General features: G+C 64.9%; 15 protein-coding genes. 12 read left to right on the top strand and 3 right to left on the bottom strand.

Features of this window, described 5'->3' with window-relative positions; genetic code table 11:
• Positions 1-34: 34 nt before the first annotated feature.
• The 3 genes from KIH81_RS00075 to KIH81_RS00065 all read left to right on the top strand — a co-directional run bounded on the left by KIH81_RS00075 (position 35) and on the right by KIH81_RS00065 (position 5,292).
• Positions 35-1,348, top strand: coding sequence for an O-acetylhomoserine aminocarboxypropyltransferase/cysteine synthase family protein (locus KIH81_RS00075; RefSeq protein WP_214303530.1), 1,314 nt, complete (start codon positions 35-37; stop codon positions 1,346-1,348).
• Positions 1,349-1,742: 394 nt separating this feature from the next.
• Positions 1,743-2,633, top strand: a complete 891-nt coding sequence (locus KIH81_RS00070; RefSeq protein WP_214303726.1) for an ABC transporter ATP-binding protein — start codon at positions 1,743-1,745, stop codon at positions 2,631-2,633.
• A gap of 19 nt (positions 2,634-2,652) precedes the next feature.
• A complete protein-coding gene (locus tag KIH81_RS00065; RefSeq protein WP_214303529.1) occupies positions 2,653-5,292 on the top strand; it encodes an ABC transporter permease in 2,640 nt (879 codons plus the stop codon).
• Between the two features lie 252 nt (positions 5,293-5,544).
• On the opposite strand, the gene KIH81_RS00060 is transcribed toward KIH81_RS00065, so the two are convergent.
• Positions 5,545-6,390 carry a response regulator gene (locus KIH81_RS00060; RefSeq protein WP_214303528.1) on the bottom strand — a complete coding sequence of 282 codons (846 nt, stop codon included), beginning with the start codon at positions 6,388-6,390 and terminating at the stop codon, positions 5,545-5,547.
• Positions 6,391-6,820: 430 nt separating this feature from the next.
• A complete protein-coding gene (locus KIH81_RS11925) occupies positions 6,821-9,367 on the bottom strand; it encodes a sensor histidine kinase (RefSeq protein ID WP_236029015.1) in 2,547 nt (848 codons plus the stop codon).
• Positions 9,368-9,442: 75 nt separating this feature from the next.
• On the opposite strand from KIH81_RS11925, the gene KIH81_RS00050 reads away from it, so the two are divergent.
• The 9 genes from KIH81_RS00050 (at position 9,443) to KIH81_RS00010 (ending at position 18,032) form a co-directional block, all read left to right on the top strand.
• Complete coding sequence (locus KIH81_RS00050) at positions 9,443-10,906, top strand: alpha/beta fold hydrolase (protein ID WP_214303527.1); 1,464 nt, start codon at positions 9,443-9,445, stop codon at positions 10,904-10,906.
• Between the two features lie 11 nt (positions 10,907-10,917).
• Positions 10,918-11,736, top strand: a complete 819-nt coding sequence (gene proC, locus KIH81_RS00045; protein WP_214303526.1) for a pyrroline-5-carboxylate reductase — start codon at positions 10,918-10,920, stop codon at positions 11,734-11,736.
• 31 nt (positions 11,737-11,767) lie between these two features.
• Complete coding sequence (gene ychF, locus KIH81_RS00040; RefSeq protein ID WP_214303525.1) at positions 11,768-12,865, top strand: redox-regulated ATPase YchF; 1,098 nt, start codon at positions 11,768-11,770, stop codon at positions 12,863-12,865.
• 1,283 nt (positions 12,866-14,148) lie between these two features.
• Positions 14,149-14,439, top strand: a complete 291-nt coding sequence (locus tag KIH81_RS00035; protein ID WP_214303524.1) for a hypothetical protein — start codon at positions 14,149-14,151, stop codon at positions 14,437-14,439.
• A gap of 37 nt (positions 14,440-14,476) precedes the next feature.
• A complete protein-coding gene (locus KIH81_RS00030; RefSeq protein ID WP_214303523.1) occupies positions 14,477-14,758 on the top strand; it encodes a hypothetical protein in 282 nt (93 codons plus the stop codon).
• Positions 14,759-15,258: 500 nt separating this feature from the next.
• Positions 15,259-15,774, top strand: a complete 516-nt coding sequence (locus KIH81_RS00025; protein ID WP_214303522.1) for a hypothetical protein — start codon at positions 15,259-15,261, stop codon at positions 15,772-15,774.
• Positions 15,775-16,017: 243 nt separating this feature from the next.
• Positions 16,018-17,061, top strand: a complete 1,044-nt coding sequence (locus KIH81_RS00020) for a hypothetical protein (RefSeq protein ID WP_214303521.1) — start codon at positions 16,018-16,020, stop codon at positions 17,059-17,061.
• Positions 17,062-17,346: 285 nt separating this feature from the next.
• Complete coding sequence (locus KIH81_RS00015; protein ID WP_214303520.1) at positions 17,347-17,607, top strand: hypothetical protein; 261 nt, start codon at positions 17,347-17,349, stop codon at positions 17,605-17,607.
• Positions 17,607-18,032 (top strand): hypothetical protein, encoded by a 426-nt coding sequence (locus KIH81_RS00010; RefSeq protein WP_214303519.1) that lies wholly within the window; start codon positions 17,607-17,609, stop codon positions 18,030-18,032. Before KIH81_RS00015 ends, KIH81_RS00010 begins: the two co-directional genes overlap by 1 nt.
• Before the next feature lie 187 nt (positions 18,033-18,219).
• Here KIH81_RS00010 and KIH81_RS00005 read toward each other — a convergent pair whose 3' ends face one another.
• Positions 18,220-20,127: a hypothetical protein gene (locus KIH81_RS00005; RefSeq protein ID WP_214303518.1), complete on the bottom strand. Its 1,908-nt coding sequence runs from the start codon at positions 20,125-20,127 to the stop codon at positions 18,220-18,222.
• Positions 20,128-22,036 lie beyond the last annotated feature (1,909 nt).

The following is a 22,036-nucleotide window of genomic DNA, read 5'->3' as shown; positions in this document are numbered from 1 at the left end:
CTCGCGACCAAGCACAACAGCAAGGAGCACACCAATGGCCGAGAACAAGAAGTACCGTTTTGAAACCCTGCAGCTGCACGTGGGCCAGGAGCAGGCCGACCCGGCCACCGACTCCCGTGCGGTGCCGATCTACGCCACCACTTCCTACGTCTTCCACAACTTCGACCACGCCGAGGCCCGCTTCGGCCTCGCCGATCCCGGCAACATCTACGGCCGTCTGACCAACTCCACCCAGGGCGTGTTCGAGAACCGCATCGCCGCCCTCGAAGGCGGCACCGCCGGCCTGGCCGTCGCCTCCGGTGCGGCCGCCGTGGAATACGCCGTGCGCAACATCACCCAGTCCGGTGATCACATCGTCTCCTCCAAGAACATCTACGGCGGCACCTTCAACCTGCTCAAGCACACCCTGCCGCGCGACGGCATCACCACCACCTTCGTCGACCCGGAGGTTCCGCAGAACTTCGAGGACGCCATCCAGGAGAACACCAAGCTCGTCTACTTCGAGACCTTCGGCAACCCGAACGCCGACCTGCCGGACTTCGAGGCCATCTCCGCCATCGCCCATAAGCATCATCTGCCGGTGATCGTGGACAACACCTTCGCCACCCCGTACCTGTTCCGTCCGCTGGAGCACGGCGCGGACGTGGTGGTCGAGTCCGCCACTAAGTTCATCGGCGGCCACGGCACCACGCTCGGCGGCGTGATCGTCGAGGGCGGCAACTTCAACTGGGCCGAGGTGCCGGGCAAGTTCCCGACCCTGACCGAGGCCGACCCGTCCTACCACGGCCTGAACTTCTACGAGGCCCTCGGCGGCGCCGCCTTCGTGACCCGCATCCGCGCCATCCTGCTGCGCGACACCGGCGCCACCCTGTCCCCGTTCGCCGCCTTCCTGCTGCTGCAGGGCACCGAGACCCTGTCCCTGCGCGTCGAGCGTCACGTCCAGAACGCGCTGAAGGTCGTCGAGTACCTGCAGACCGTGCCGGAAGTCGAGTCCGTCTCCCACCCGGCCATCGAAGGCCGCCGCGACCACGAGCTGTACAAGAAGTACTTCCCGAACGGCGCCGGCTCCATCTTCACCTTCGACATCAAGGGCGGTAAGGACGCGGCCCGCGTCTTCATCGACAACCTGCACCTGTTCTCGCTGCTGGCCAACGTGGCCGACGTGAAGTCCCTCGTCATCCACCCGGCCTCCACCACGCACTCCCAGGAGACCCCGGAGGAGCTCGAGGATCAGGGCATCCACCCGGGCACCATCCGCCTGTCCATCGGCACCGAGAACATCGAGGACATCCTCGATGACCTCAAGGGCGGCTTCGAGGCCGTCCGCGCCTCCGGCCTGGCCAAGTAACACCGTCCGGAAGGCTGGTCGGCGGACCCGAAGGGGAGCGACGCTTATGGGGTGCGTCGCGATGGGGCCGCCGCCGTATGGGGAACCTTCCGACACCATTACTTGACTCAAGGAAACAGGGAAGCCCGCACTGACGTCATGCAGTGCGGGCTTCCCTTATTTCGTCGTCGGCATCGTCTCATCCTCGGGGATGATGTGGCGGGATTCGAGGCGGAATGATTCAGCCCGGCGCACGATGGGGTGCGCGGACGCGGGGCCGTAGGTTGGAATCATCATCCGGGCACAGGGTCCGGAATTTCAGGAAGAGATGACTATGAACCCCCAGCATTCCGCCATGCCGTCAGCAACCGCACATGCGACCGCGACCGCAACGCCGCCGGCGCCGCCCGCAACCATGGACCCGCGCGGCATCGCCATCCAGGCCATCGACCTGGTCAAGGACTATGGCACCGGCAGCAATGCCGTGCATGCGCTGCGCGGCGTGAACGTGAGCTTCGAACGCGGCCGCTTCACCGCCATCATGGGCCCCTCGGGCTCCGGCAAATCCACGCTCATGCATACGCTCGCAGGGCTTGACTCCGCCACTTCCGGACACATCATGTTCGGCGGCGCCGACCTGACCCGCATGAACGACAAGCAGCTCACCCTGCTGCGCCGCCACAAGATCGGCTTCATCTTCCAGAGCTTCAACCTGCTGCCCATGTTCAGCGCCGAGCAGAACATCCTCATGCCGCTCACCCTGGCCGGCGAGAAGCCGGACCGCGCCTGGTTCGACATGCTCGTGGAGACCCTGGGACTCAGGCAGCGGCTGAACCACCGGCCTGCCGAACTTTCCGGCGGCCAGCAGCAGCGCGTGGCCATCGCCCGCGCCCTGATCACCAAGCCCAAGCTCGTCTTCGCCGACGAGCCCACCGGCAACCTCGACTCCGTCTCCAGCGCCGAAGTGCTCTCCTTCCTGCGCAGGTCGGTCGACGAGCTCGGCGCGACCATCGTCATGGTCACCCATGATGCGGTCGCCGCCTCCTATGCGGACCGTGCCATCGTGTTCGCCGACGGCCGGATCGTGGCCGACGAGGCGCATCCCACCGCCGAAGCCATGAACGAACTGCTCATGGCCGAGCGCGAACGCGCCACACGCGCCGCCGTTACCTCCACCTCCGCGGACAAACTCGCGCGTCTCGCCGGCGTGAACGGGCCGGCCCATCTGCCGATCACCGACGACGTGCTGCCGGAGACGGGTGGCGCCCGCCACGCCGCCGTCGCCGCCGCCCGTCACGCACGCTGAACCAAGGAGCGTGACCAGCATGTTCTCCATCACCCTCAAACTCATGAAGAAAAGCGCCAGGATGCTCATCCCGGCCGGCATCGCCATCCTCATCGGCACCGCATTCATCGCATCCACGTTCCTGTTCGGCAACGCCATGAACGACTCCATCATCCGGCAGCAGACCGCCATCTATGCCGGCGCGGACGCGATGGTCATGCCCGACCTGCCCGAGCATCCCACCGACGCGCAGGCCAACGAGGCATACTCGCGCACCGTGGCCGACTACCATCTCGACCGCATGCGCACCGTCGAAGGCGTCAAAGGCGTGCGCGCCGTCACCGTCGCCAACATCAGATTATCCAATGGCACCCGCCACGCCACCGGCAGCGCCATCAACACGGGCGAGACGAACCTGTTGCCCGTGACCGTCACACATGGTGACCGGCCCGTCGACAACCGCGAGATCGCCCTGCCCGAGCACATCGCCGACCAGCTCGGCCTGCGCGTGGGCGATACGGTGCGAGTCGCATCCCGCTGGAGCGCCGACGGAAGCCAGGGCTCCGCCGACGGCGTCGAAGCGCGTGTGACGGGCCTGACCGACGACCCCAACGGCGCCTATGCATACGACGGCGGCGCATCCATCCTCTCCGACGACCTCATGGCCGCCGCCAACGGCGTCTCCGACTTCAACCAGGTCAACGCCACCGTCGTCTACCTCGACCTCGGCACCAAAGCCGACACGGCTGCCATCGACCGTCTGCTGCCCCGATACAGCCGTCTTGTGGATCGCGACGAAGCCAACCGGCTCGCCGTGGAGTCCCTGAGCGCCAACGGCACCAACATCGTCACCACGTTCCTCATGGGCTTCGGCGCGCTCGCGATGCTCGTCGCCGCGCTCGTCATCGCCAACACCTTCCAGGTGCTGGTCGCGCAACGCCGCCGCACGCTCGCCCTGCTGCGCACCATCGGCGCGAAGAAAAGCCAGCTGTATGCCTCCGTGCTGTTCGAGGCCGGCGTGCTCGGCCTCATCGCATCCATGCTCGGCGTGGCACTCGGCACCGGACTCATGGCGGTGCTGTGCGCCTCCGGCATCATGAACTCCACCGGCATGAGCGTGCGACTGGTCATGAGCTGGCAGGTGTTCGCCGTACCGATCCTCTTCGGCATGGTGATGACCATCATCGCCTCGTTCGGTTCAGCGCGATCGGCCACGGCGGTCACTCCGCTCGAGGCCCTGCGTCCCATCGAACTGACCGACACGCGCCGCGCCGGCACCATGCGGGCGGTGCTGTCCACGATGCTGCTGTCCGCGGGACTGGCTCTATGCGCGTTCGGCGCGTGGCAGATCCATGAGCTCGGCGCCGGGCATGACTCGCTCGCCAATGACCATTACGGTCCGGTGCTGTTGGCCGCGATCGCCGGATGCGCGTTCGTGTTCCTCGCGCTCGTGCTGTCCGCCGCGTTCTGGCTGCCGCTGCTCATGCGCGGTGTGGGCTCGGTCGTGGCGCTGAGCGGTCCGAGCGCGAAGATAGCGCACGCCAACATCCAGAAGAATCCGAGGCGCGTCGCCGCCACCGGCGCGGCGCTGCTCATCGGCGTCACGCTCGTGGCCACCATCGCCACCGGTGCGACCAGCGCCAAGCAGACCATGGGCGAAGCCCTGGACCATCGTTACAGCGTGGACATGGTGGCCATCGGCGACATGACCGACCGACAGGCCACCGAAGCCGCCGAGACCAAGGGCGTGAGCGCCTCGGTATACGCGCCGACCACCATGATGTACACCACGACCTCCAACGGCAAGAAGCTGACCGTGCTGCTCGTGGGCGTCAAGGACGAGACCGCATTGGCGAAGGTGATGAAGGCCGACCTGAACGGAGTCGTCATCGGCAAGGACAGCGTGCTGCTGCCGCGATACGGTTCGACCGATGGCAAACCCATCACCTTCGGCAAGACCATGACTTTCCAGCCGAATCCGGATGGAACGGATACGGGCGGTGCGACCGGCAAGTCCATCACCCTGAAACCGCAGCAGACCGATTTCCGCCGCGTCTCCGCGAACTACGATGCCGTGGCATTCGTCAACGAGGAGCGTTTCACGGACGGTGACCTCGACGCTACCGGGCACATGCTGCTCATGCGCGTGGACACTGAAGGCGCGGGAGTTGCGATGAGCGACGTGCTCGCCAACGTGCAGCAGGCGTTCTCCGCATCCGATGGCGTGACGGTGTCCGGGCCGATCGCCGAACGCTCGATGTGGGAGACCATGATCAACGGCATGATGGCGCTGCTCGTGGGACTGATCGCGGTGGCCGTGCTCATCGCGCTGGTGGGTGTGGCGAACACGCTCTCGCTGTCCGTGATCGAACGCACCCGCGAATCCGCCACGCTGCGCGCCATCGGCATGACCCGCGGGCAGCTGCGCCGCTCGCTTGCGGTGGAGGCGTTGCTGCTCTCGCTCGTCTCGGGTGTGGCGGGCGTACTGCTCGGTACGGGATTCGGCTGGCTCGGCTCGTACATGGTGTTCAGCCTGTACGGCAACGTGGTCTTCCCGTTCGACTGGGCCGGCAACGGACTGATGCTCGGCATCGCCGCGGTGGCGGCCCTGCTCGCCAGCGTTGCCCCGGCCCGCCGTGCGGTGAGCGTGCCGCCGGTGGAGGCTCTGGCCGAAGCCTGACGGCATCGGCCGCCGCTCCACCGGCGGCCTTCGCGGCATGGCCGCTCACTTCGCCTACGGGAAGTCCACTGGACTTCCCGCTTCACGGCTCAGCTGGTGGAGGCTCTGGCCGAAGCCTGACGGGGGATGTGAAGCTGGCTCCCCTCTCTGAGGGGAGCTGTTGAACGAAGTGAGACTGAGGGGAGCTCATCGCATCAGTACTCCCCTCAGTCAGCTTCGCTGACAGCTCCCCTCAGAGAGGGGAGCCAAAAGCTATACCAGCCGGTTGTCGTAGGCGAAGACGACGGCCTGGACGCGATCGCGGGCGTTGATCTTCGCCAGGATGTGCGCCACGTGGGTCTTCACCGTGGGCAGGGAGATGAACAGTTTGTCCGCGATTTCCTGGTTGCTCAATCCGTGGGCGATTTCCACCAACACCTCGCGTTCGCGGTCGGTGAGCAGGTCCAGTTCCGGATCCGTGTAGAACGGTTGTGAGCCATTCGCGGCCGAGATGCCAGCCGGCGGGTTTCCGACAGCGGGGGAGCCTCCGGTGCCGATGCCGTCCCCGGGAACGCCCGCGGCATCGGCACCCATGCCAACGTTCGCTACGCCGCCCGACGCATTGCCCGTGGCGTAGCCGTCCTGCATCATCTTCTCGATAAGCCGCTTCGTGGCGGACGGCGCGATGATCGCGTTGCCGTTGAACACCGTGCGGATCGAATTGAGCAGCGTCTCCGGCTCCGTGTCCTTCAGCAGGAACCCGGACGCACCGGCGTTGATCGCCGCCATCACATACTCGTCCAAATCGAATGTGGTCAGAATAATGACGCGCGTGGAGCGGGGGAGGAGCGCGTCTGCCTGCGCATCGGCGCCACCGACCGAGCCCGTCAGCGCGGTGATGCGCCTCGTGGCCTCGATCCCGTCCATACCGGGCATACGCACATCCATCAGCACCACATCCGGGCGCAACGTTTCGGACAACGTCACGGCCTCCCCACCGTCACCGGCCTGTCCGACCACCTCCATATCCGGCTGCGAGCCGATCACCATGGCGAATCCGGCGCGGACCAGTTCCTGGTCGTCCGCGATGACCACGCGAATGCTGTTGCTTTCGTTCATGCCTTCCACTCTATCCATGCTCTTTACGGATGACGGTTCACGGCCACCCTGATTGTTCCCTGAAAGTTGATCGATTTGCGCCGAGGCAGACGATCTCTCAGCCGACTTCGCCGATAAGCCCTCTGACAAAGGCCCGGACAGCATTGACGTGCCGATCTCGGGCCTGACGGAGCTTTTCGGAAGGCCCTGTTAAACCAAGGTTGACATGAATCCATGTCTGACTACCCCTCAGTCGGCTTCGCCGACGGCTCTACCGCAATCAAGGACGAACTTCGTTCGCGCTCCGCTGACTCGACTGTCGTCTCACACATTGCCTACAAACAGCTTCACTGTTTGCCTTACGGCAATGTCCTGACAAGGGGAGCCAAGAATAAGGGCCATGTCAATCTTGGTTTAACAGGGCCTTCCGAAAATCGCGGTCGGTCTGCGGCTACTGACCGCGCCCGGCCGCATGCAGCTGACTGTCCAGCGACGCCGCCGGCGCGAGCTGCATCGACGGCTGCACGCCCTCGTGCGCCTCGTCGCTGAAACCGGTCTCGCGCAGCACCTTCAGCAATCCTCGCATATGGGCCAGCGCCGCACGGCCGCGCGCGCCGATAGCGGCGAACGAGGCCGCGATCTGCGCGCCGTCGGGAGCCGGAGAGGCGTTCAGCATGGCCAAGCCCTCATCCGCCTGGACGATCACCGATTCCAGTGTGGCCATCACCTCGGCCTGCATGGCAGCGCCGATGCGCTCACGTTCCAGATTCGCCGCCAGCACCTTCTGCCGCTCCCGCTCGGCGCGCAACGCCTCCTCACGCTGCTGCAACACCAGCGCGTTCGACCCGCGCGAACGAATCCACCGTGCTGCCGCGATGCAGGCGAACCCGGCGAGCATCACCATGCCGCCCGGCAGCAGTCCGGAAAGCACGATACCCCACTTGTTCAGCGTTCCGTAGTTGGCGGACAGCACGAATCGGGCCAGCGAACTCTCGCCATTCCACCCGGCCATTATCTTGACGCCGAACATCCACGCATCGATCACCAGTGCCACACTCACCCAGTGCCATACCCGTTCCCGGCCGTACAGCACCGCCGAATACACGAACACCAACGCTAACATGTTGATCGTCAGTACGGTGGGCACGATCAACAGCTGCAGGAAGCCCATAATCGCTACGGCCAGCGCGCTGGCCTCCGGGAAACGACGGCGAAACGCCAACGGGGCCAACAGAATGATGGTCAGTGTCGTGGTCACCGGGTGGGGAACCCCCGATCCATAGGTCGTCTGCCATTGCAGATCACCGAACGTGGCCGAATCGAACAGTGACATCAGCGCCACGGCGCATGCCGTGTCCACCAGTAGGTAGTGGCGTTCGGTCCACTGGGACAGGCGTCCGATCCAATTCAGCTCATACCCGTCGCCCTGGTCGAGCGGCTTGGACTTGAGCTGTCGAGCGAACGTTCGCATCCGGGACCATAGGCGGGTCCATGCACGGGAGAGCGATGTGGCGGGCATGACGCTGGGCCGCGTATGGGCATCGACGTTGCCGGCTGCCATGCGGGATCGCTCGGCATCGTCGAAACGGCTGCCGATACGATTGCCATCCGATTCCATGCCTTCGGAGGCATTCACGGAATCGGCGTTACCGGCGGTTTCGGCTGCGGGGGAGAGCGGAATGGTCGCCGCCACGATGAACCCGCCGTTCGGCCCTGGCCCGGCCGTGACGCTGCCGCCCGCCGATTCGACGCGCTCGCGCATGCCGATCAGTCCGTAGCCCGGCGCGTGTCCGTCCGCGGCCGAAGCGGCGCCGCGACCATTGTCCGCAATCGTAATGGACAACATGTCGTCCGACCAGATTTCGTCGATCTTGACCCGGGCGCCGGCGCCGGCGTGCTTGCGTGTGTTCGTCAGCGACTCCTGCACCAGACGGAACACCGCCTCGCTCGTCTTCGCGCCAAGACGATCCGGGGCCACCTGTCCGGTGACATTGCGGGAGACGACCAAGGGCCCATCGAACAGCGAGGGGATATCGGCGTATCCGGTGCCGGAACGCGCGCCGAACACTGAGAACAGCCGCTGCATGTCATGCTGTGCACGCTCGGCCTCATGTCTGATCGTGCCCATGGTCTTCCGCGCGACCTCGAGATCCGAAGCCCCCGCATACCGGCCGCCGTCCGACTGCACGATGATCGTGGACAACGTATGCGCCACCACGTCGTGCATGTCACGGGCGATGCGCGCACGTTCAGCCAGCGCGGCGATGCGAGTCTCCTCCGCCTCGCGGGCGATGATCGAGGCGTTGCGCTCGCGCATGGCCTCCACCGTGGCCCGCCGGGCCCGCTGCCAGAACGCCATCACGGTCACGCTGAGCATGCTCAATCCGATTATCGCGGCCAGTATGGCGGCGTCCTCCAGTATTTTGGTGCCGCAGGAACCGGACGCGGAACTGACTGCATCGATCGAGGAAATACCCGGACACACCGGCAGGGTCGTGGCGGTGGGCAGCCAGCCGGTCCAGACGATGGTGCCGGTATCGCCGGTGCCGAACAGCGGGCCCAGATTGAACGCGACCGACCACACCGCTCCGGTCAGCACGCTCATCGCGAACGCCACCGCCACGAATCGCGTCGTATGCCGCGCGCCGCCGTACACGAGCACCGAATACAACAGCACCGGTGCCAGAAAGTCGCTGTACACCGCCGCCGGGCCGGCCAGCAGATGGGCGACGGTCAACCCCACGTACAGCCACGCGGCAAGTTCGGGACGCACGCGGCGCAACGTCATCGGCACCATGATCGGCAGTTCCCAAAGCATCATCGAAAGCGCGGACGAGGAGAACAGCAGACCCGGATTGGTTTCCGAAGCCGTGCTGGTGACCATCGGCACGGACAGGCCGACGAAAATCACGCCCAGCAATGCGTCGAACACCAGCATGCGGCCCGACCTGCCGGAGAACCAGGCGCGGGCGCGCACAAACCATCCCGGAATTTCCATAGTCCCCAAGGCTAACCCGTCCGCAAGCCAGCCGGCATCACCCGCAGGACTGATTTGTGGGCTAGAGTCAAGGACATGACCATGCTGAGCAAATACTATGTACCCGGCCTCGCCATCGAGGACCACTCCATCGATGTGCCGCTGGACTGGACCGGCCATGAACCCGGCCAGGCCTTCGACGGCGAAACCATCAAACTGTTCTACCGGGTGGTCACCACGCCCGAACACGTGCACGACGACCTGCCGCTGCTCGTCTTCCTGCAGGGAGGCCCCGGCGGCGCAGGCCCGCGACTCAACAGCCCGACCAGCGACGGCTGGATCGAGGAGGCCACCAAGCATTTCCGCGTGATCCTGCCCGACCAGCGCGGCACCGGACGCTCCTCCCGCGTGGACACGCACACCATGGCCCGACTGGCTGCCGCCGGTGCTGACGCCCGCGCGCAGGCCGACTACCTGAAGGAGTTCCTAGCCGATTCCATCGTGCGCGACTTCGAACACCTGCGCCTGACCGAATTCGGCGGCCGCAAATGGGTCACGATGGGCCAGAGCTACGGCGGGTTCCTGACGCTCACCTACCTGTCACTGTTCCCGGCCGGCGTAATCGCCAGCTTCACCACCGGCGGCATCCCGCACGTGCCGGCCGACGCCACTGAGGTGTACGAGCACACGTTCCCGCGCATGGCCCGTAAGACCGCGCAGTTCTATGCGCGCTACCCGCAGGACGTGGAGCGCGTGGAAACCCTGGCGGACAAGCTGCCGACCGTGGAAGACGTCGCCGAATTCACCGCGAAGCTGAACGATTCGGTGCTTGGCTCCATGGCCGAAACCGACGTCGACCACCGGTTGGGGTTGATCGCTGGCATGGCCGCCCACGGATTCCCGCTGCTGCCGAACGGCGATCCGCTGACCGTGGAACGACTGCAGTGCCTCGGCTCCGATTTCGGCATGAAGCCGAGCTTCGAACGGGTGCATTGGATTCTCGACGACGCCTTCCTGACCGGCGACGGTTCGTCTTGCGCGGACGCCGATCTTTCCGACGAGTTCCTGGCCAAGGTGATGAACGCCACCTCCTCCCGCCCGCTGTACTGGCCGCTGCAGGAGTTCATCTACGCCAACGGCGAGCTGGACGAACCCATCCGCTGGGCTGCGCAGCGCGTGCGTGACAGCCGGTCCGAATTCGGCACCGACGTGCGCCCGCTCAACTTCACCGGCGAGGCGATGTTCCCGTGGATGTTCGAGCAGGAGAGTGCGCTGCGCCCGTTCAAGCCCGCTATGGACGTGCTCATGGACGACACGCGGTTCGGCGTGATCTACGACGAGGAGCAGCTGGCCCGTAACGAAGTGCCGCTGCAGGCCGCCGTCTACTTCGACGACATGTACGTGGACTCCGGCATGCAGCTTGACACGCTGAGCCGCGTGGGCAACAGCCACGCCTGGGTGACCAACGAATTCGAACACGACGGGCTGCACGGCTCGCTGGTGTTCAAGCATCTGTGGAACGAGGCCCTGAACCGCGGCGACCTCGAAGAACTGTTCTGAAAGGAATCAGCATGAGCAACCTCACCATCGGATTCATCGGATACGGCAACATGGCCCAGGCCATCGCCAAGGGACTGGTCGACGCCGGCGTGGTCAACGGCGGACAGATCGTGGCCTGCGCCGCCCATTACGACAAGCTGGAACGGACCTGCGCCGAAGTGGGCGCCCGGCCGCTGCACAATCCCATCGAAGTGGTGGCCGCCGCTGACGTGGTGATCATCGCCATCAAGCCCTACCAGATCGAAACCGTGATCAAGCCGCTGGCCGGGGAACTCGCCCGCCCCGGCAAGATCGTGGTCTCCATCGCGGCCGGCTGGGATCTCAAGAAGTACCAGTCGCTGTTCGCCGGCGAGGACGGTGAGGATGCGGCCCCCACGGACATCCATATCCAGTGCACCATCCCGAACACTCCGATGGCCGTGGGCAAGGGCGTGCTCGTGACCGAAACGGACAACACGCTGACCGACGAGGAGACCCGCGTCTTCGAGGAGCTGTTCGAACCGATCAGCCTCATCGAGCGCGTGGATTCCGCGCACATGAACATCGCCATGGTGGTGGCCGGCTGCGCGCCCGCGTTCACGGACATGTACATCGAGGCTCTGGGCGACGCCGGCGTGCAGTACGGCCTGCAGCGCGCGACCGCATACCGTCTCGCCGCCAAGATGGTCGAAGGCGTGGGTGCGCTTTACATGGCCACCGGCACGCACCCGGGCGCCATGAAGGACGCGGTCTGCTCGCCCGGCGGCACCACCATCAAGGGCGTGGCCCGGTTGGAGAAGGATGGGTTCCGCGGTGCGGTGATCGACGCCGTGGACGCCATCGTCGGCTGAACGGGTACCGCCACAGCTAAGCTAGGGAATCATGTCTCTTACTATCGGAATCGTCGGACTGCCGAACGTCGGCAAGTCCACCATGTTCAATGCCCTGACTCGCAACAACGTGCTCGCCGAGAACTACCCGTTCGCCACCATCGAGCCGAACACCGGCATCGTGCCGCTGCCGGACAAGCGTCTGCCGGTGCTCGCCGAGCTGGTGCACACCGAGAAGATCGTGCCCGCCACGGTGACCTTCGTGGACATCGCCGGCATCGTCAAGGGCGCCTCCGAGGGTGAAGGCCTGGGCAACAAGTTCCTGGCCAACATCCGCGAGGCCGACGCGATCTGCGAGGTCGTGCGCGCCTTCGAGGACGACGACATCGTGCACGTCAACGGCAAGGTCGATCCGGCCGACGACATCGACACCATCAACACCGAGCTGATCCTCGCCGATCTGCAGACCATCGAGAACGCGCTGCCGAAGCTGGAGAAGGATCTGCGCGGCAAGAAGATCGAGCCGGCCTACATGGAGGCCGTCAAGCAGGCCAAGACCATCCTCGAGGGCGGTGAGACCCTGGACAAGGCCGCACGCGAGGGCCGCTTCGACAAGGACTCCGTCTACGACCTGCACCTGATGACCGCCAAGCCGTTCATCTACGTGTTCAACGTGGACGACAACGAACTGGCCAACGACGAGCTCAAGAAGAAGCTGGCCGACTCCGTGGCCCCGGCCCCGGCTGTGTTCCTCAACGCCCAGTTCGAGGCCGACCTCACCGAGCTCGACGAGGCGGACGCCCGCGAGATGCTCGCCGACGCCGGCCTGGAGGAGTCCGGTCTCGACCAGCTGGCCCGCGTGGGCTTCGACATCCTCGGCCTGCAGACCTTCCTGACCGCAGGCGTCAAGGAGGTGCGCGCCTGGCAGATCCACAAGGGCTGGACCGCCCCGCAGGCCGCCGGCGTGATCCACACCGACTTCGAGAAGGGCTTCATCAAGGCCGACATCGTCTCCTACGACGACTTCGTGGCCGCCGATGGCTCCATGGCCAAGATCAAGGAGGAGGGCAAGCTCCGCCAGGAAGGCCGCGACTACGTCATGCAGGACGGCGACATCGTCGAGTTCAAGTTCAACGTGTCGAAGAAGTGACAATCGGCTTGATTCCAACGTTTCTCGCTATGCGAATCCTGTGCGAACGCCCCTCAATCATACATCCTGTGTGACTTCGCATACGACATGAGGCGTGTCGCACCAAGGGGTCCCGAAGGGATTCGCACAGGAACTCCATGACAGGAAGGCCCGTCCGGAACCACACCGGACGGGCCTTCGCATACCCTCCGAAACCCAATGGGCAGTAGGCGGGGAGGGGAACGCCGACGTTCCGCCACGGTTCACCGGAACCGCTCCTGTGCGACTTCGCTCCGACAGGCCGGAGGAACCCGCATCGGCGTGTCGGACGCCCGACAGGGACCCCAGGTCGAACGAAACCGCGCAAGGCGCGGCCGCCACGCCCGGAAACCCAAGCGGCAGTAGGTCTGAGTGACGCCATGCCCCGCATCGGAACGCCCGTCCGGAGCGGAATCCGCCGACACCGCGCAAGGCGGCTGCATGGTTTGTGCGAAGTCGCACGGCCACGCTCCCATGCGACTTCGCACAGGGAAACGCGGGCGATGGAACCGCCATTGGCACGGAACGCAAGGCAAGCGCAAAACACATCAGGAACCGCGCGGGACCCTCGAATCGGCCAATGCCGGAAACCCCGAGGCCACCAGCTCCACGCTCCCTCCTCTTCTCCTCTCCGATGGGCCAAGGCCACCCGCGCCGCGTCTTGCCTCCCCGCGGTCCGATTCCCGGCGGCGTCCGCGCCGCCGCCTGCGCGCCCATCATCATGTATGGGCACGGTGCGGCGAAGTGCGGCGTCCGACGAATGCCGTCCCGCTCCTCGCTCGCCCGGATGGGGAATGGATCCGCGAGCGTACGCGCGGTTCGCACAGGACGACCGGCGGTGCGAAGACGGTAGCGGGCACAAGTGGTCCTCGTTTTTCGCATGGGGATGGCTCTCCTGTGCGACTATGCGCGTGTGGTTGGCGTTGTGGCGTGTTTCGGTTCGTGTGGATATTGGCCTTGTCGAGGTTGACAAGTGGTCGGCCGGTTCGTTTCCGGAGGGAGTGGAGCATGGTGAGGGGAGGATTCTGGCGCCTGGCCGCCGCTGCGGCGGTCGTGGCGCGCGTCATGGGGTTCGCCGCGGGTTGCGGCCCGACGGGCGACGCGGATGAAGGGGTGGCGAAGCCCCAGTCCAGCGTGACGGTCAAGCCGGGCAAGGGCAAGACCGATTCCGATGGCCCCGCCTCGAAGCAGACCGCAGGCGGGAGCTGCGCTGGAACGGCATCCCCTCCGGGTATGACGGCGCGAACAAGGATGAGTACGTCCATATGCTCGTGCTGGATTGGCGGAACACGGGGAACGGCGACGCGAAGGCCAGCAAGGTGCTGCGCGTCGAGTCGACCACGCCCAGCGGCAAGCAGGCCAGGGTCACGTTCGACTGCCGGACGCCCAGCACCGACATCGCCGACCGGAACCGCTTCGAGCCAAGCGACCCCACGCTCAAGCCCGGCGAGACCGGAACCATCCGCTTCTACGTCCATATGCCATGGGAGGAGAACCGCGCGGTGCCCACGCCGAAGAACCCGATGACCCTGCCGACGTACGACTGGGTGAACTGAACCGACGAATCGAAAATGGGAGCGAGGACTGACCATCATGCGCATGGATGAGAACGGACGCGAGTGGCTCACCACGGGCGAGGCGGCGGCCATCGTCGGGATCTCCCGGCAGCGGCTCGACCAGTTGTACCGCGAGGACAGGCTCGACGCGACGGTCGAGGTGGACCCCGCCACGAACCACCGGCGCTACGAGCGCAGGAGCATCGAGGCGTGGGGCTACCGATGGAACGCCGAGCAGGAGCGCCGACGTAAGCGTGAGGGGGCCGACGCCGGTCCAAATGACGGCGTGCAAAAAACGGTGAGGGCGACACTGGATTGAACAACACGAACGAGCACGAGCGGGGAATGAGACAAGGGGGCGGGCGAGTGGTCTCTGGTCAAACCAGGCCAAGGGAAGGACGAGCACGGCGCTGGTGGTGGTTTTCCCGATGAGCGTGTGACGCACGGCCTGTTCGGTGCCATGCGCGGTGAACGGGAACCTGGAGGAGGGAGCACGTCATGTCGTATGGGTTGAGGAAGAACGGCGGCTCGCACGAGCTGAATGACGAGGCCGAGGTGGAGGCGAGTCCCGAGCCTGGCGCGGCAAGTGCGAAGCGGTCGGCGAGGAAGGCCGCCGCGAATGAGCAGGCCGTCACTCAGGCGGCGCGAGTGCTGAGGAAACGAGACGCAGCGGCGGCCGATGACGATCGCGGGCTGAGCCTGTTCGATGCAGTGGCGTCGGAACCAGTCGAGCCGAGTGCCCATGGGGATTCGCGGCGCGAGGTACCGCGCGTCACGCCCATACATCGACCCCGCACCGCCCGGACGGATGCGAGGCTCATGGCGTTCACGGAGCTGCTCACGAGACGTGCGAAGCCGCTCGCCGAGGAGTTGCAGCCGCAGCTCGTCAGGCTCGTGAACGGATCCATGAAGCGCTACCTGCGTGAGGGGAACCGGCCCGACGAGCAGGCGCGGTCCAGGTACCGGCGTTGCCTCGTCAAGGCGCGTGACGCCGAGAACCCGCGCCAGGTCGCACGCGCGATTGGCAGGCTCACGCCCGACGTGGTGACCAACCAGTGGTTCGTCATCCCCACCATGGACGGCGGCTACGCGATGAGCGACCTCGTGGCGCTCTACAGGCTCGCCGGGCACATCCTCACGATACGCGAGGAGCACATCCAATCCAACGCATACATCCGGAGCCTTCTACGGGCGCGCCTCCTCGAACCCGACGAGGCCGCGAGCCTCACCGTGAACGGCATCGACGCCATCAATCCGGACGGGACCATCAAACCGCTCATGGGCGAGCGAAGCGAAACGCGCCGCACGTGCGTGGCTGACGCGCACGTGCGATGAAGATGAATAGGAAAGGCGGGCCAGTGATGCAGTGGCAGCCGTCAATCAATGAATGAACGATGAGGGTCGGGCTACGGTGGTTCCCGAAGGACTGTCCTATGCTTTGCGCCGTTCCCCGTGGTGCTTCCCGATGTGTTACCTGCCGTCGTTCCCGACGTGCGATATTGCCTTGTCGGGATTGACAAGGGCGCTGTGTCGGGTCGGGGAGCCTGGCCGGCGTTCGGGAATGATGCGGGGGAAGAGATGAAGCGTGCGGAGGTGCTTGGCTTGGTTGGTTCGTTGTTCCGGCCGGAGGACCATGATTGGGTGGAGCCGTACTCGTATTCGCGGGCGAACGGTCTCGTGGAGCCGGTGCCGCTTGACGTTCCGATCGGCGAACCCGGTCTCGTGTTGCCGTATTCGGGCCTCATGCTGCTGTGCCTGACGTGGGATGATTCGCCGATGCGCGAGGCGCGGGCGGCTGCGAGGCGCGCTGGTCTCAGCGACAGGCTTATCAGGCTCGCTGGTCTGGAGCGGTTCCCCGATACGACGTGGAGGCTTGGCCTGTACATTCGTCCGGAGCGTGAATCATCGGGGAACCCGCTGTACATCGATGCGGCGGGGTTCGACAGGAACGTGAACGAGGAAAGCGTTCCCGGCGTGGAGGAGAACATCCTCGCGTGGGACCGCGCTCACCGTCGCCCCGTCAGCGACGAGATGCCGGTTGGCATCCAGCCGCGCTTCTACGTGAAGTGGCGCGACGCATGGGAATGCGCGAACGGTACGACCGTGTCGGGCCTCGGCGTCACGCTCGACAGGCGGACCATGCGCGACTGTCAGGCCACGAGCGTGCCGCGCGCCGCGTACCTTCTCGGGCGCGGTCCGTTGGACGCGAAGACCCGATACCCCGAGGCCCTCGCCATGAGCGAACTCCTCCTCATCACCACCGTGTATGAGTACGATCCGCTCACCGCCACCAGCGCCGACGAGCTACGTGAGGTGCCCGCCATGTTCCTGCCGCAGGTGATTGACGCTTGGGCTGCGGCGGATGTTGCGCGCTATCACGCTCGATGCGAATACCGGCGCGTGGTGGCAGCCGCCACGCGAACCACGAGGGATCAGACACGCAGCCCGAAGTGCACCGGTCTGTTCAACGGCCCGCCCGCGCCAGCCACACGGCTATGTGTGTCGCCAAGCGAGGCGCATGCTCCACGCAACGCGCCGCGACGCGGCAAACTCCGCGCCGCGCCGACCGCCAGCGATCTCATTGTCAAGGCATGGCATCCGACGGCCAACAATCGAAGCTGACGGAATCAGACGCACAGGACAGGGAAGGAGGCCGGAGGGAAACACGGTATGAATGCGGCGCGTGTGGAGTGGGGGAACATAACCAAGCCCGATTTACGAGAGCCCACACCGCCCGCGCCGTTTTCATTCGCCCCTTGGGCTCCGCGGCCTGTGTGGGCGTGCCTGTGGCGGGTGCGGTCGTGGTCGTCGTGTGGTCGCGGTCGTGGGGATATGCGCCTGTTGACGAAACTGACAAGATCCAACCCGCCTCGTGCGTGATTGGTTCATACCTGGGAAGGGGACGTGATGGTCGTAGGAAAGGGGCCCGACGTGAGCGCCAGCGTGGATGAGCTGCTCCGTGGTCTGGGCTGGGTATGCTTCACCGTGCAAGCGGTAGGCGAGGACACCGACAAGCCCGGCGTGGGAACCAACGTCACCGACGACACCGCCACGGACGTTCTGAACGACGGGGACGTGGTCCTCGCCGAAGAGGCCGGCGTCAACGACGACGGCGACCCGATATTACGAGGCGTCGCACTCGACGAGGAACCGACGGGGGAACGCTGATGGACGAGGAAGCACTGAACGACGCGATCCGGTACGCGGCGGAACTCGACGAACTCGAAGGCATCGAAATAGCGACGCTGCACGGGCAGGGGCTCGAACGCACCGACCTCGAAACCGGCACGCCAAGCGCCGGGGCCATCCTCGGCATCGTCGAAGCCGCGAACGACAAACATCACACCGGCCACCCCGTCCAGGAATGGGGACCCGTCCTCGCCGCACGACCCGAACTCCACAAGTGGCTCACCAACACGTACCGGCTCCTCGACGAGTACCACTACGACGAATGCTTCGAGGTGAAGATGTTGCGCGAGGAGAACGACGAATACTACGAGATGCCCGCGAACCTCCAGCGGATCATCCGAGAAGCCTACGAGGCATACAAGAACATCACGCTGAAGGAGCAACCACCGGCGGCAACCCGGTGACGAGGAAAACCGAAGGGAGGAACAAGCCATGACCGACTCGATACCCGAGGGCTGGGAGAACACATACCCGACCCTCGCCGACGACGCACTCGACGCGACGAACGACGACCCCAACGAAACCGAACTCGTATTGATTGTTCGGTCCTGCGCCCCTTCGTTGCGTCTCGTCTGCTTGCCCTCGTGCTCGTCAGTCGAGGAATGATTCGCCGGGCGCGGGCAGGTGCTCCGCCTCCTGTGCGGCGCGCAGGTAGTTGAAGCCGGATCCGTTCGCCTCACTGTTCGCGGTTCCCGGCTGTGCGTTGGCGTTGGCGTTGTCCGGCGTCGGCACCGGTCGAGCCGGTGCGGCCGGCGCCGCGTTGTCGCGGTTCGTGGTCGTCGTGCTTCGCTGCATGGAGGGGAACGCGACCGGTGCGCCGTCATTCACCGGCTGGGCCTCGCTCAGCTGCGGCGCGGACTGCGGCTGGCGTGCGATGCGCCGGAACCTGCGTTCGCCCGCCACCGGTTCCGCTGGCCGTGCGGCTTGCTGCGGCTGCGGCGTGTTGAAGATGTTCCTGTCCATCGCGTCGAGCGCGTCCGCCGGTGAATCATCCCACGCCTGCACATCGATGGGCGTGACTGGCAGGGCGGGCGTCGGTCGGTTCCCGACTGGCCGTTGCGTCTCCGTGCCGGTTCGTCGTACCGGTCGTGCGTGTGGCGCGTTGGCGTTCCCGGTGACGCGCGCCATCTTCTCCGCCTCGATGCGTCGGTTCTCCTCGTACTCCTCCACGCGGATGGGAGCGCCGCCGGGTCGGCGCGGCGTGTACCGCTGCTGGATCTCCGCGTCGCGCTGCGCCTGCTTCTTCGCGGCGAGGGAGCGGCGGATGGATGCGGAGCGCCGCCTGTTCTGCTCGATGCGGCGGCGACGGTTCGCGTTCACCTCGCCACGATTCATCAATGAGCCGATAGCCACATCGGCGCCGGTGGCGTACGACTTCCCGTCCTTCAAGTGCGCGTCGAGGATGACCTGCGGAACGAAGAACGGCGCATCGCCGCCGTACCAGTTCGCGAGCCACTCCTGCACATTGGAACGTGCCTCCTCCAGCTTCGCTCGTGTCGTGCTCGTCGTCACGATCCAGATGCACGCCGAATACGTCACCTCCGCCTGAGGGGTGCAGAACCCGAGCATTGTCCGCTCATACGCGTGCACGTCCTTCGCCGTCCGTTCAAGCTCGATGGCGATGGAGCCGCCGGGCCGCGCCACCACCATGTCCACGCAATGATCCGCGAGGCGAATCGAATCGCGTTCGAAGTCCGGGTTCATCCCGACCGCCTGCTCGTACCCGCGCCAGTCCAGGAAACGATGCGAGCGAGTATCGAACCAATAGTCCTTGTTCATCAGCACCCAACGCCAATAGTCGTTGTAGCTACGCTCCTCGGGAATGCTCGACCAGGCCTCGTACGCGCCGGACGGTTCCTCAATCGGCTGCTCCGCGCAACGCTTCAGGTAGCCGTTGATGAGCCTCTCGCGCGCGGCGTACAGTTCACGCTCCGGCGTCGTGTATTGGTTCCGCTTCACTTTGTCACTCGCGGTCTGCTCGATGAGCTTCACCACCTTGCCCCACACGGGACGGTATTCATGCTCGGCGATGAGATCCGCGTCGCCGTCCAGTATTTCCTCGCGCAGCCGTTCCCATTCGTCATCCGCGAAGCACTGCTGCTCGTCAAGATGCAGGTAGTCGTTGTTCGGGGAGCCGACCTTCAGCACGTCATCGTCAATCGAGAGGGCGCACTGCATCAGCTGCCCCGCGATGCTCGACAGCATCACCGTATGCGCACGCACATCCACCTTGCTGTACTGCAACGGCGAATCAATCGCGCGGCTCGTCTTCGAGGTCGGTCCCCAGAAGAACGCGGAGCCAAGCGCGCCGTCACCGGCGCCATTCAAAGCGACGAGACCACGCTTCTCCAACGAACGCAGTCTCTGGCCATACCGGCCATTGTTCGCCATCGACGTTCCGCCCGCAAGACGGATCGCGGAACGTGTGGAAACGGACTGGAAACGATTCACCGCATCCAGCATTCCCCTATCCATAGGGGTCAGGTAGTTCGCGGCCATGGGGAACCTCCACGCAACAACACGAGAACAGCGCCACACGGCCGGAACCGAACCGACACAAGCGAACGACAAGCCGCATGACATAGGACGACAGGCCAATATCGCAGAAGCGTCAAGACCGCCCCGAAAACCCCTGACGTACAGCACTCACAACGTCCTATGTCACGGAAAACCCCAGTAGAACCCCGAACCTCAAAAAACGCGAAAACGACCGTCAAACCCTCCGGAACCGCAGAAAGAAGCCAAAAACAAGCCAAGAACCAGGGCCAGCAGGGGACAGGGAACCCCGAAAACACACAGGAAGGAAGTGCGCCGCGAGCCCGGAAAAACACGCAACGCAACACTCGCCGCCACTCGTGACCGCGCACATGCTTCATTCGCGGGAATCGTGAACCACTCGCGCCACGACAGGGAGCACACGCACCGTGATGGCGAACCAATCGCAATAGTGCGCGCCGAGACAAAAAGCAAAACCAGCAAAACGCACGACAAGAAGACGTGCGGATGGCCTTGTATGAATCAGCGAATCAATCAAGGCCACCCGCGCAACTCCTCACCACACACACCACATGACGGGGCGATGCACTCGCCCCGTGCCCCTGCGTGGTTCCCCTTGACTCGCACGCGACAGCGCTCAAGGGGAACCGGGAGGCGACAGCACCCGCTGCTACGCACCGGGTGCTTGACCGACCATCAGTACCGGGGGAGGAATACGCGCCGCGCCCCCGGTGCTCCCCAGTCAATCCTCGGGACGAGGACGAGCATCACAATGATCAGACCAGCGAGCATGATCCGTGCTTACGGGCGTGATGAGAGTAGTGAAGCAAATCGTCCTACCCCGTGATTGAATAGCAACCCGTACAACGAACAAGCGAACCGCAAACCAAACCGAGCAAGAACCACACGACTGGTAGACAACACGAGAAGGAACAATGGCGATGCCTGGCGCGGATGGACTGGGAGTATCAGTTACCGGGACCATTGGATTGGCGTCGAACATGCGGTTCGCATCGACGCGAGCCGCCTCGTCACATGGCGTCACCAGTAGGGTCGTATTGGTGCGTGTGTTGGTGATGCTCGCCGCGCGGCAGTGACTGGTTCCTTTTTCTTTTTTCGATGATGGGAAGTGGTGACGCAAACCCGGAAGCACGCGGTACTTGACGCGCGCTCGTGGCGGTAGACGAGCAGCAATGCGCATGGGGAGCCGCGCAGGTGGCCTTGGTCGATTCACGTGTTGGTGGCCATTCGGGAATCCCGGGCCGCCCACGCCGCGTTTTGCCTTGCCTCGTTTGCTCCTGTTTCGGGTCTGGTTTGGTCGGGGCATACTGGCGAGCGCCGGGGATGATGTGCGTGTGGTTCGTTGCTTCGTTGCGTCGTGCTCGGGTGTGGTTCTTCTCGTCAGGCGACGGGCGTGCCGGGGTATGCTTGAGAGGTCCGGCATGGCAATGCTGGGACAGTGCATATTGGTTGGGGCGTGCTCCAGTGACTTCACGGTGGGGCGCGCTCCTTCCTTTCCTCGCTTTTGGCTCCATGACGGTGTCTTGTCCCCTTGGGTGCTGTTTCATGGGTGTCTGTTCTGCTTCCAGGCGTGTGGGGAGGGACGGGGACGTGTGCGGATGGTTTGAGCTGTTGTGATGAACCGTTGTCGCTTGCGCGGCGTTCTGGCTTTTTCTGGCGCTTGTGTTGTTTTCGTGGGTGTGGGTTCGTCGTTGAGCCGTTGAGGGAGTAAGAGAAGAGCGCTTCCTGGGTAGGATGTTTTCGACCAAGATAAACAAGCAACCAGCAAGCGCCTGATGAACAGCATATTCAACCAGCTCCTCAACGTCAAAGGCACGGTCGTCGAGACCGCGCGGATCGTCGACTCGCCGCTGCGTCCCACGCCCGTGCTCGAGATCCGCGTGCGCCCGCG

Origin of the sequence: Bifidobacterium miconisargentati (assembly GCF_019331675.1) — a bacterium.
GTDB lineage: Bacteria > Actinomycetota > Actinomycetes > Actinomycetales > Bifidobacteriaceae > Bifidobacterium > Bifidobacterium miconisargentati.
Note: the sequence above shows the minus strand (reverse complement) of the source record. Positions and strands in the feature narration are given on the sequence as shown.

Bases quoted from the DNA above. Each gene is read 5' to 3' on its own strand.
- KIH81_RS00075 (WP_214303530.1), top strand. From the start codon at position 35: ATGGCCGAGAACAAGAAGTACCGTTTTGAAACCCTGCAGCTGCACGTG.
- KIH81_RS00070 (WP_214303726.1), top strand. From the start codon at position 1,743: ATGGACCCGCGCGGCATCGCCATCCAGGCCATCGACCTGGTCAAGGAC.
- KIH81_RS00065 (WP_214303529.1), top strand. From the start codon at position 2,653: ATGTTCTCCATCACCCTCAAACTCATGAAGAAAAGCGCCAGGATGCTC.
- KIH81_RS00060 (WP_214303528.1), bottom strand. From the start codon at position 6,390: ATGAACGAAAGCAACAGCATTCGCGTGGTCATCGCGGACGACCAGGAA.
- KIH81_RS11925 (WP_236029015.1), bottom strand. From the start codon at position 9,367: ATGGAAATTCCGGGATGGTTTGTGCGCGCCCGCGCCTGGTTCTCCGGC.
- KIH81_RS00050 (WP_214303527.1), top strand. From the start codon at position 9,443: ATGACCATGCTGAGCAAATACTATGTACCCGGCCTCGCCATCGAGGAC.
- proC (WP_214303526.1), top strand. From the start codon at position 10,918: ATGAGCAACCTCACCATCGGATTCATCGGATACGGCAACATGGCCCAG.
- ychF (WP_214303525.1), top strand. From the start codon at position 11,768: ATGTCTCTTACTATCGGAATCGTCGGACTGCCGAACGTCGGCAAGTCC.
- KIH81_RS00035 (WP_214303524.1), top strand. From the start codon at position 14,149: ATGCTCGTGCTGGATTGGCGGAACACGGGGAACGGCGACGCGAAGGCC.
- KIH81_RS00030 (WP_214303523.1), top strand. From the start codon at position 14,477: ATGCGCATGGATGAGAACGGACGCGAGTGGCTCACCACGGGCGAGGCG.
- KIH81_RS00025 (WP_214303522.1), top strand. From the start codon at position 15,259: ATGGCGTTCACGGAGCTGCTCACGAGACGTGCGAAGCCGCTCGCCGAG.
- KIH81_RS00020 (WP_214303521.1), top strand. From the start codon at position 16,018: ATGAAGCGTGCGGAGGTGCTTGGCTTGGTTGGTTCGTTGTTCCGGCCG.
- KIH81_RS00015 (WP_214303520.1), top strand. From the start codon at position 17,347: ATGGTCGTAGGAAAGGGGCCCGACGTGAGCGCCAGCGTGGATGAGCTG.
- KIH81_RS00010 (WP_214303519.1), top strand. From the start codon at position 17,607: ATGGACGAGGAAGCACTGAACGACGCGATCCGGTACGCGGCGGAACTC.
- KIH81_RS00005 (WP_214303518.1), bottom strand. From the start codon at position 20,127: ATGGCCGCGAACTACCTGACCCCTATGGATAGGGGAATGCTGGATGCG.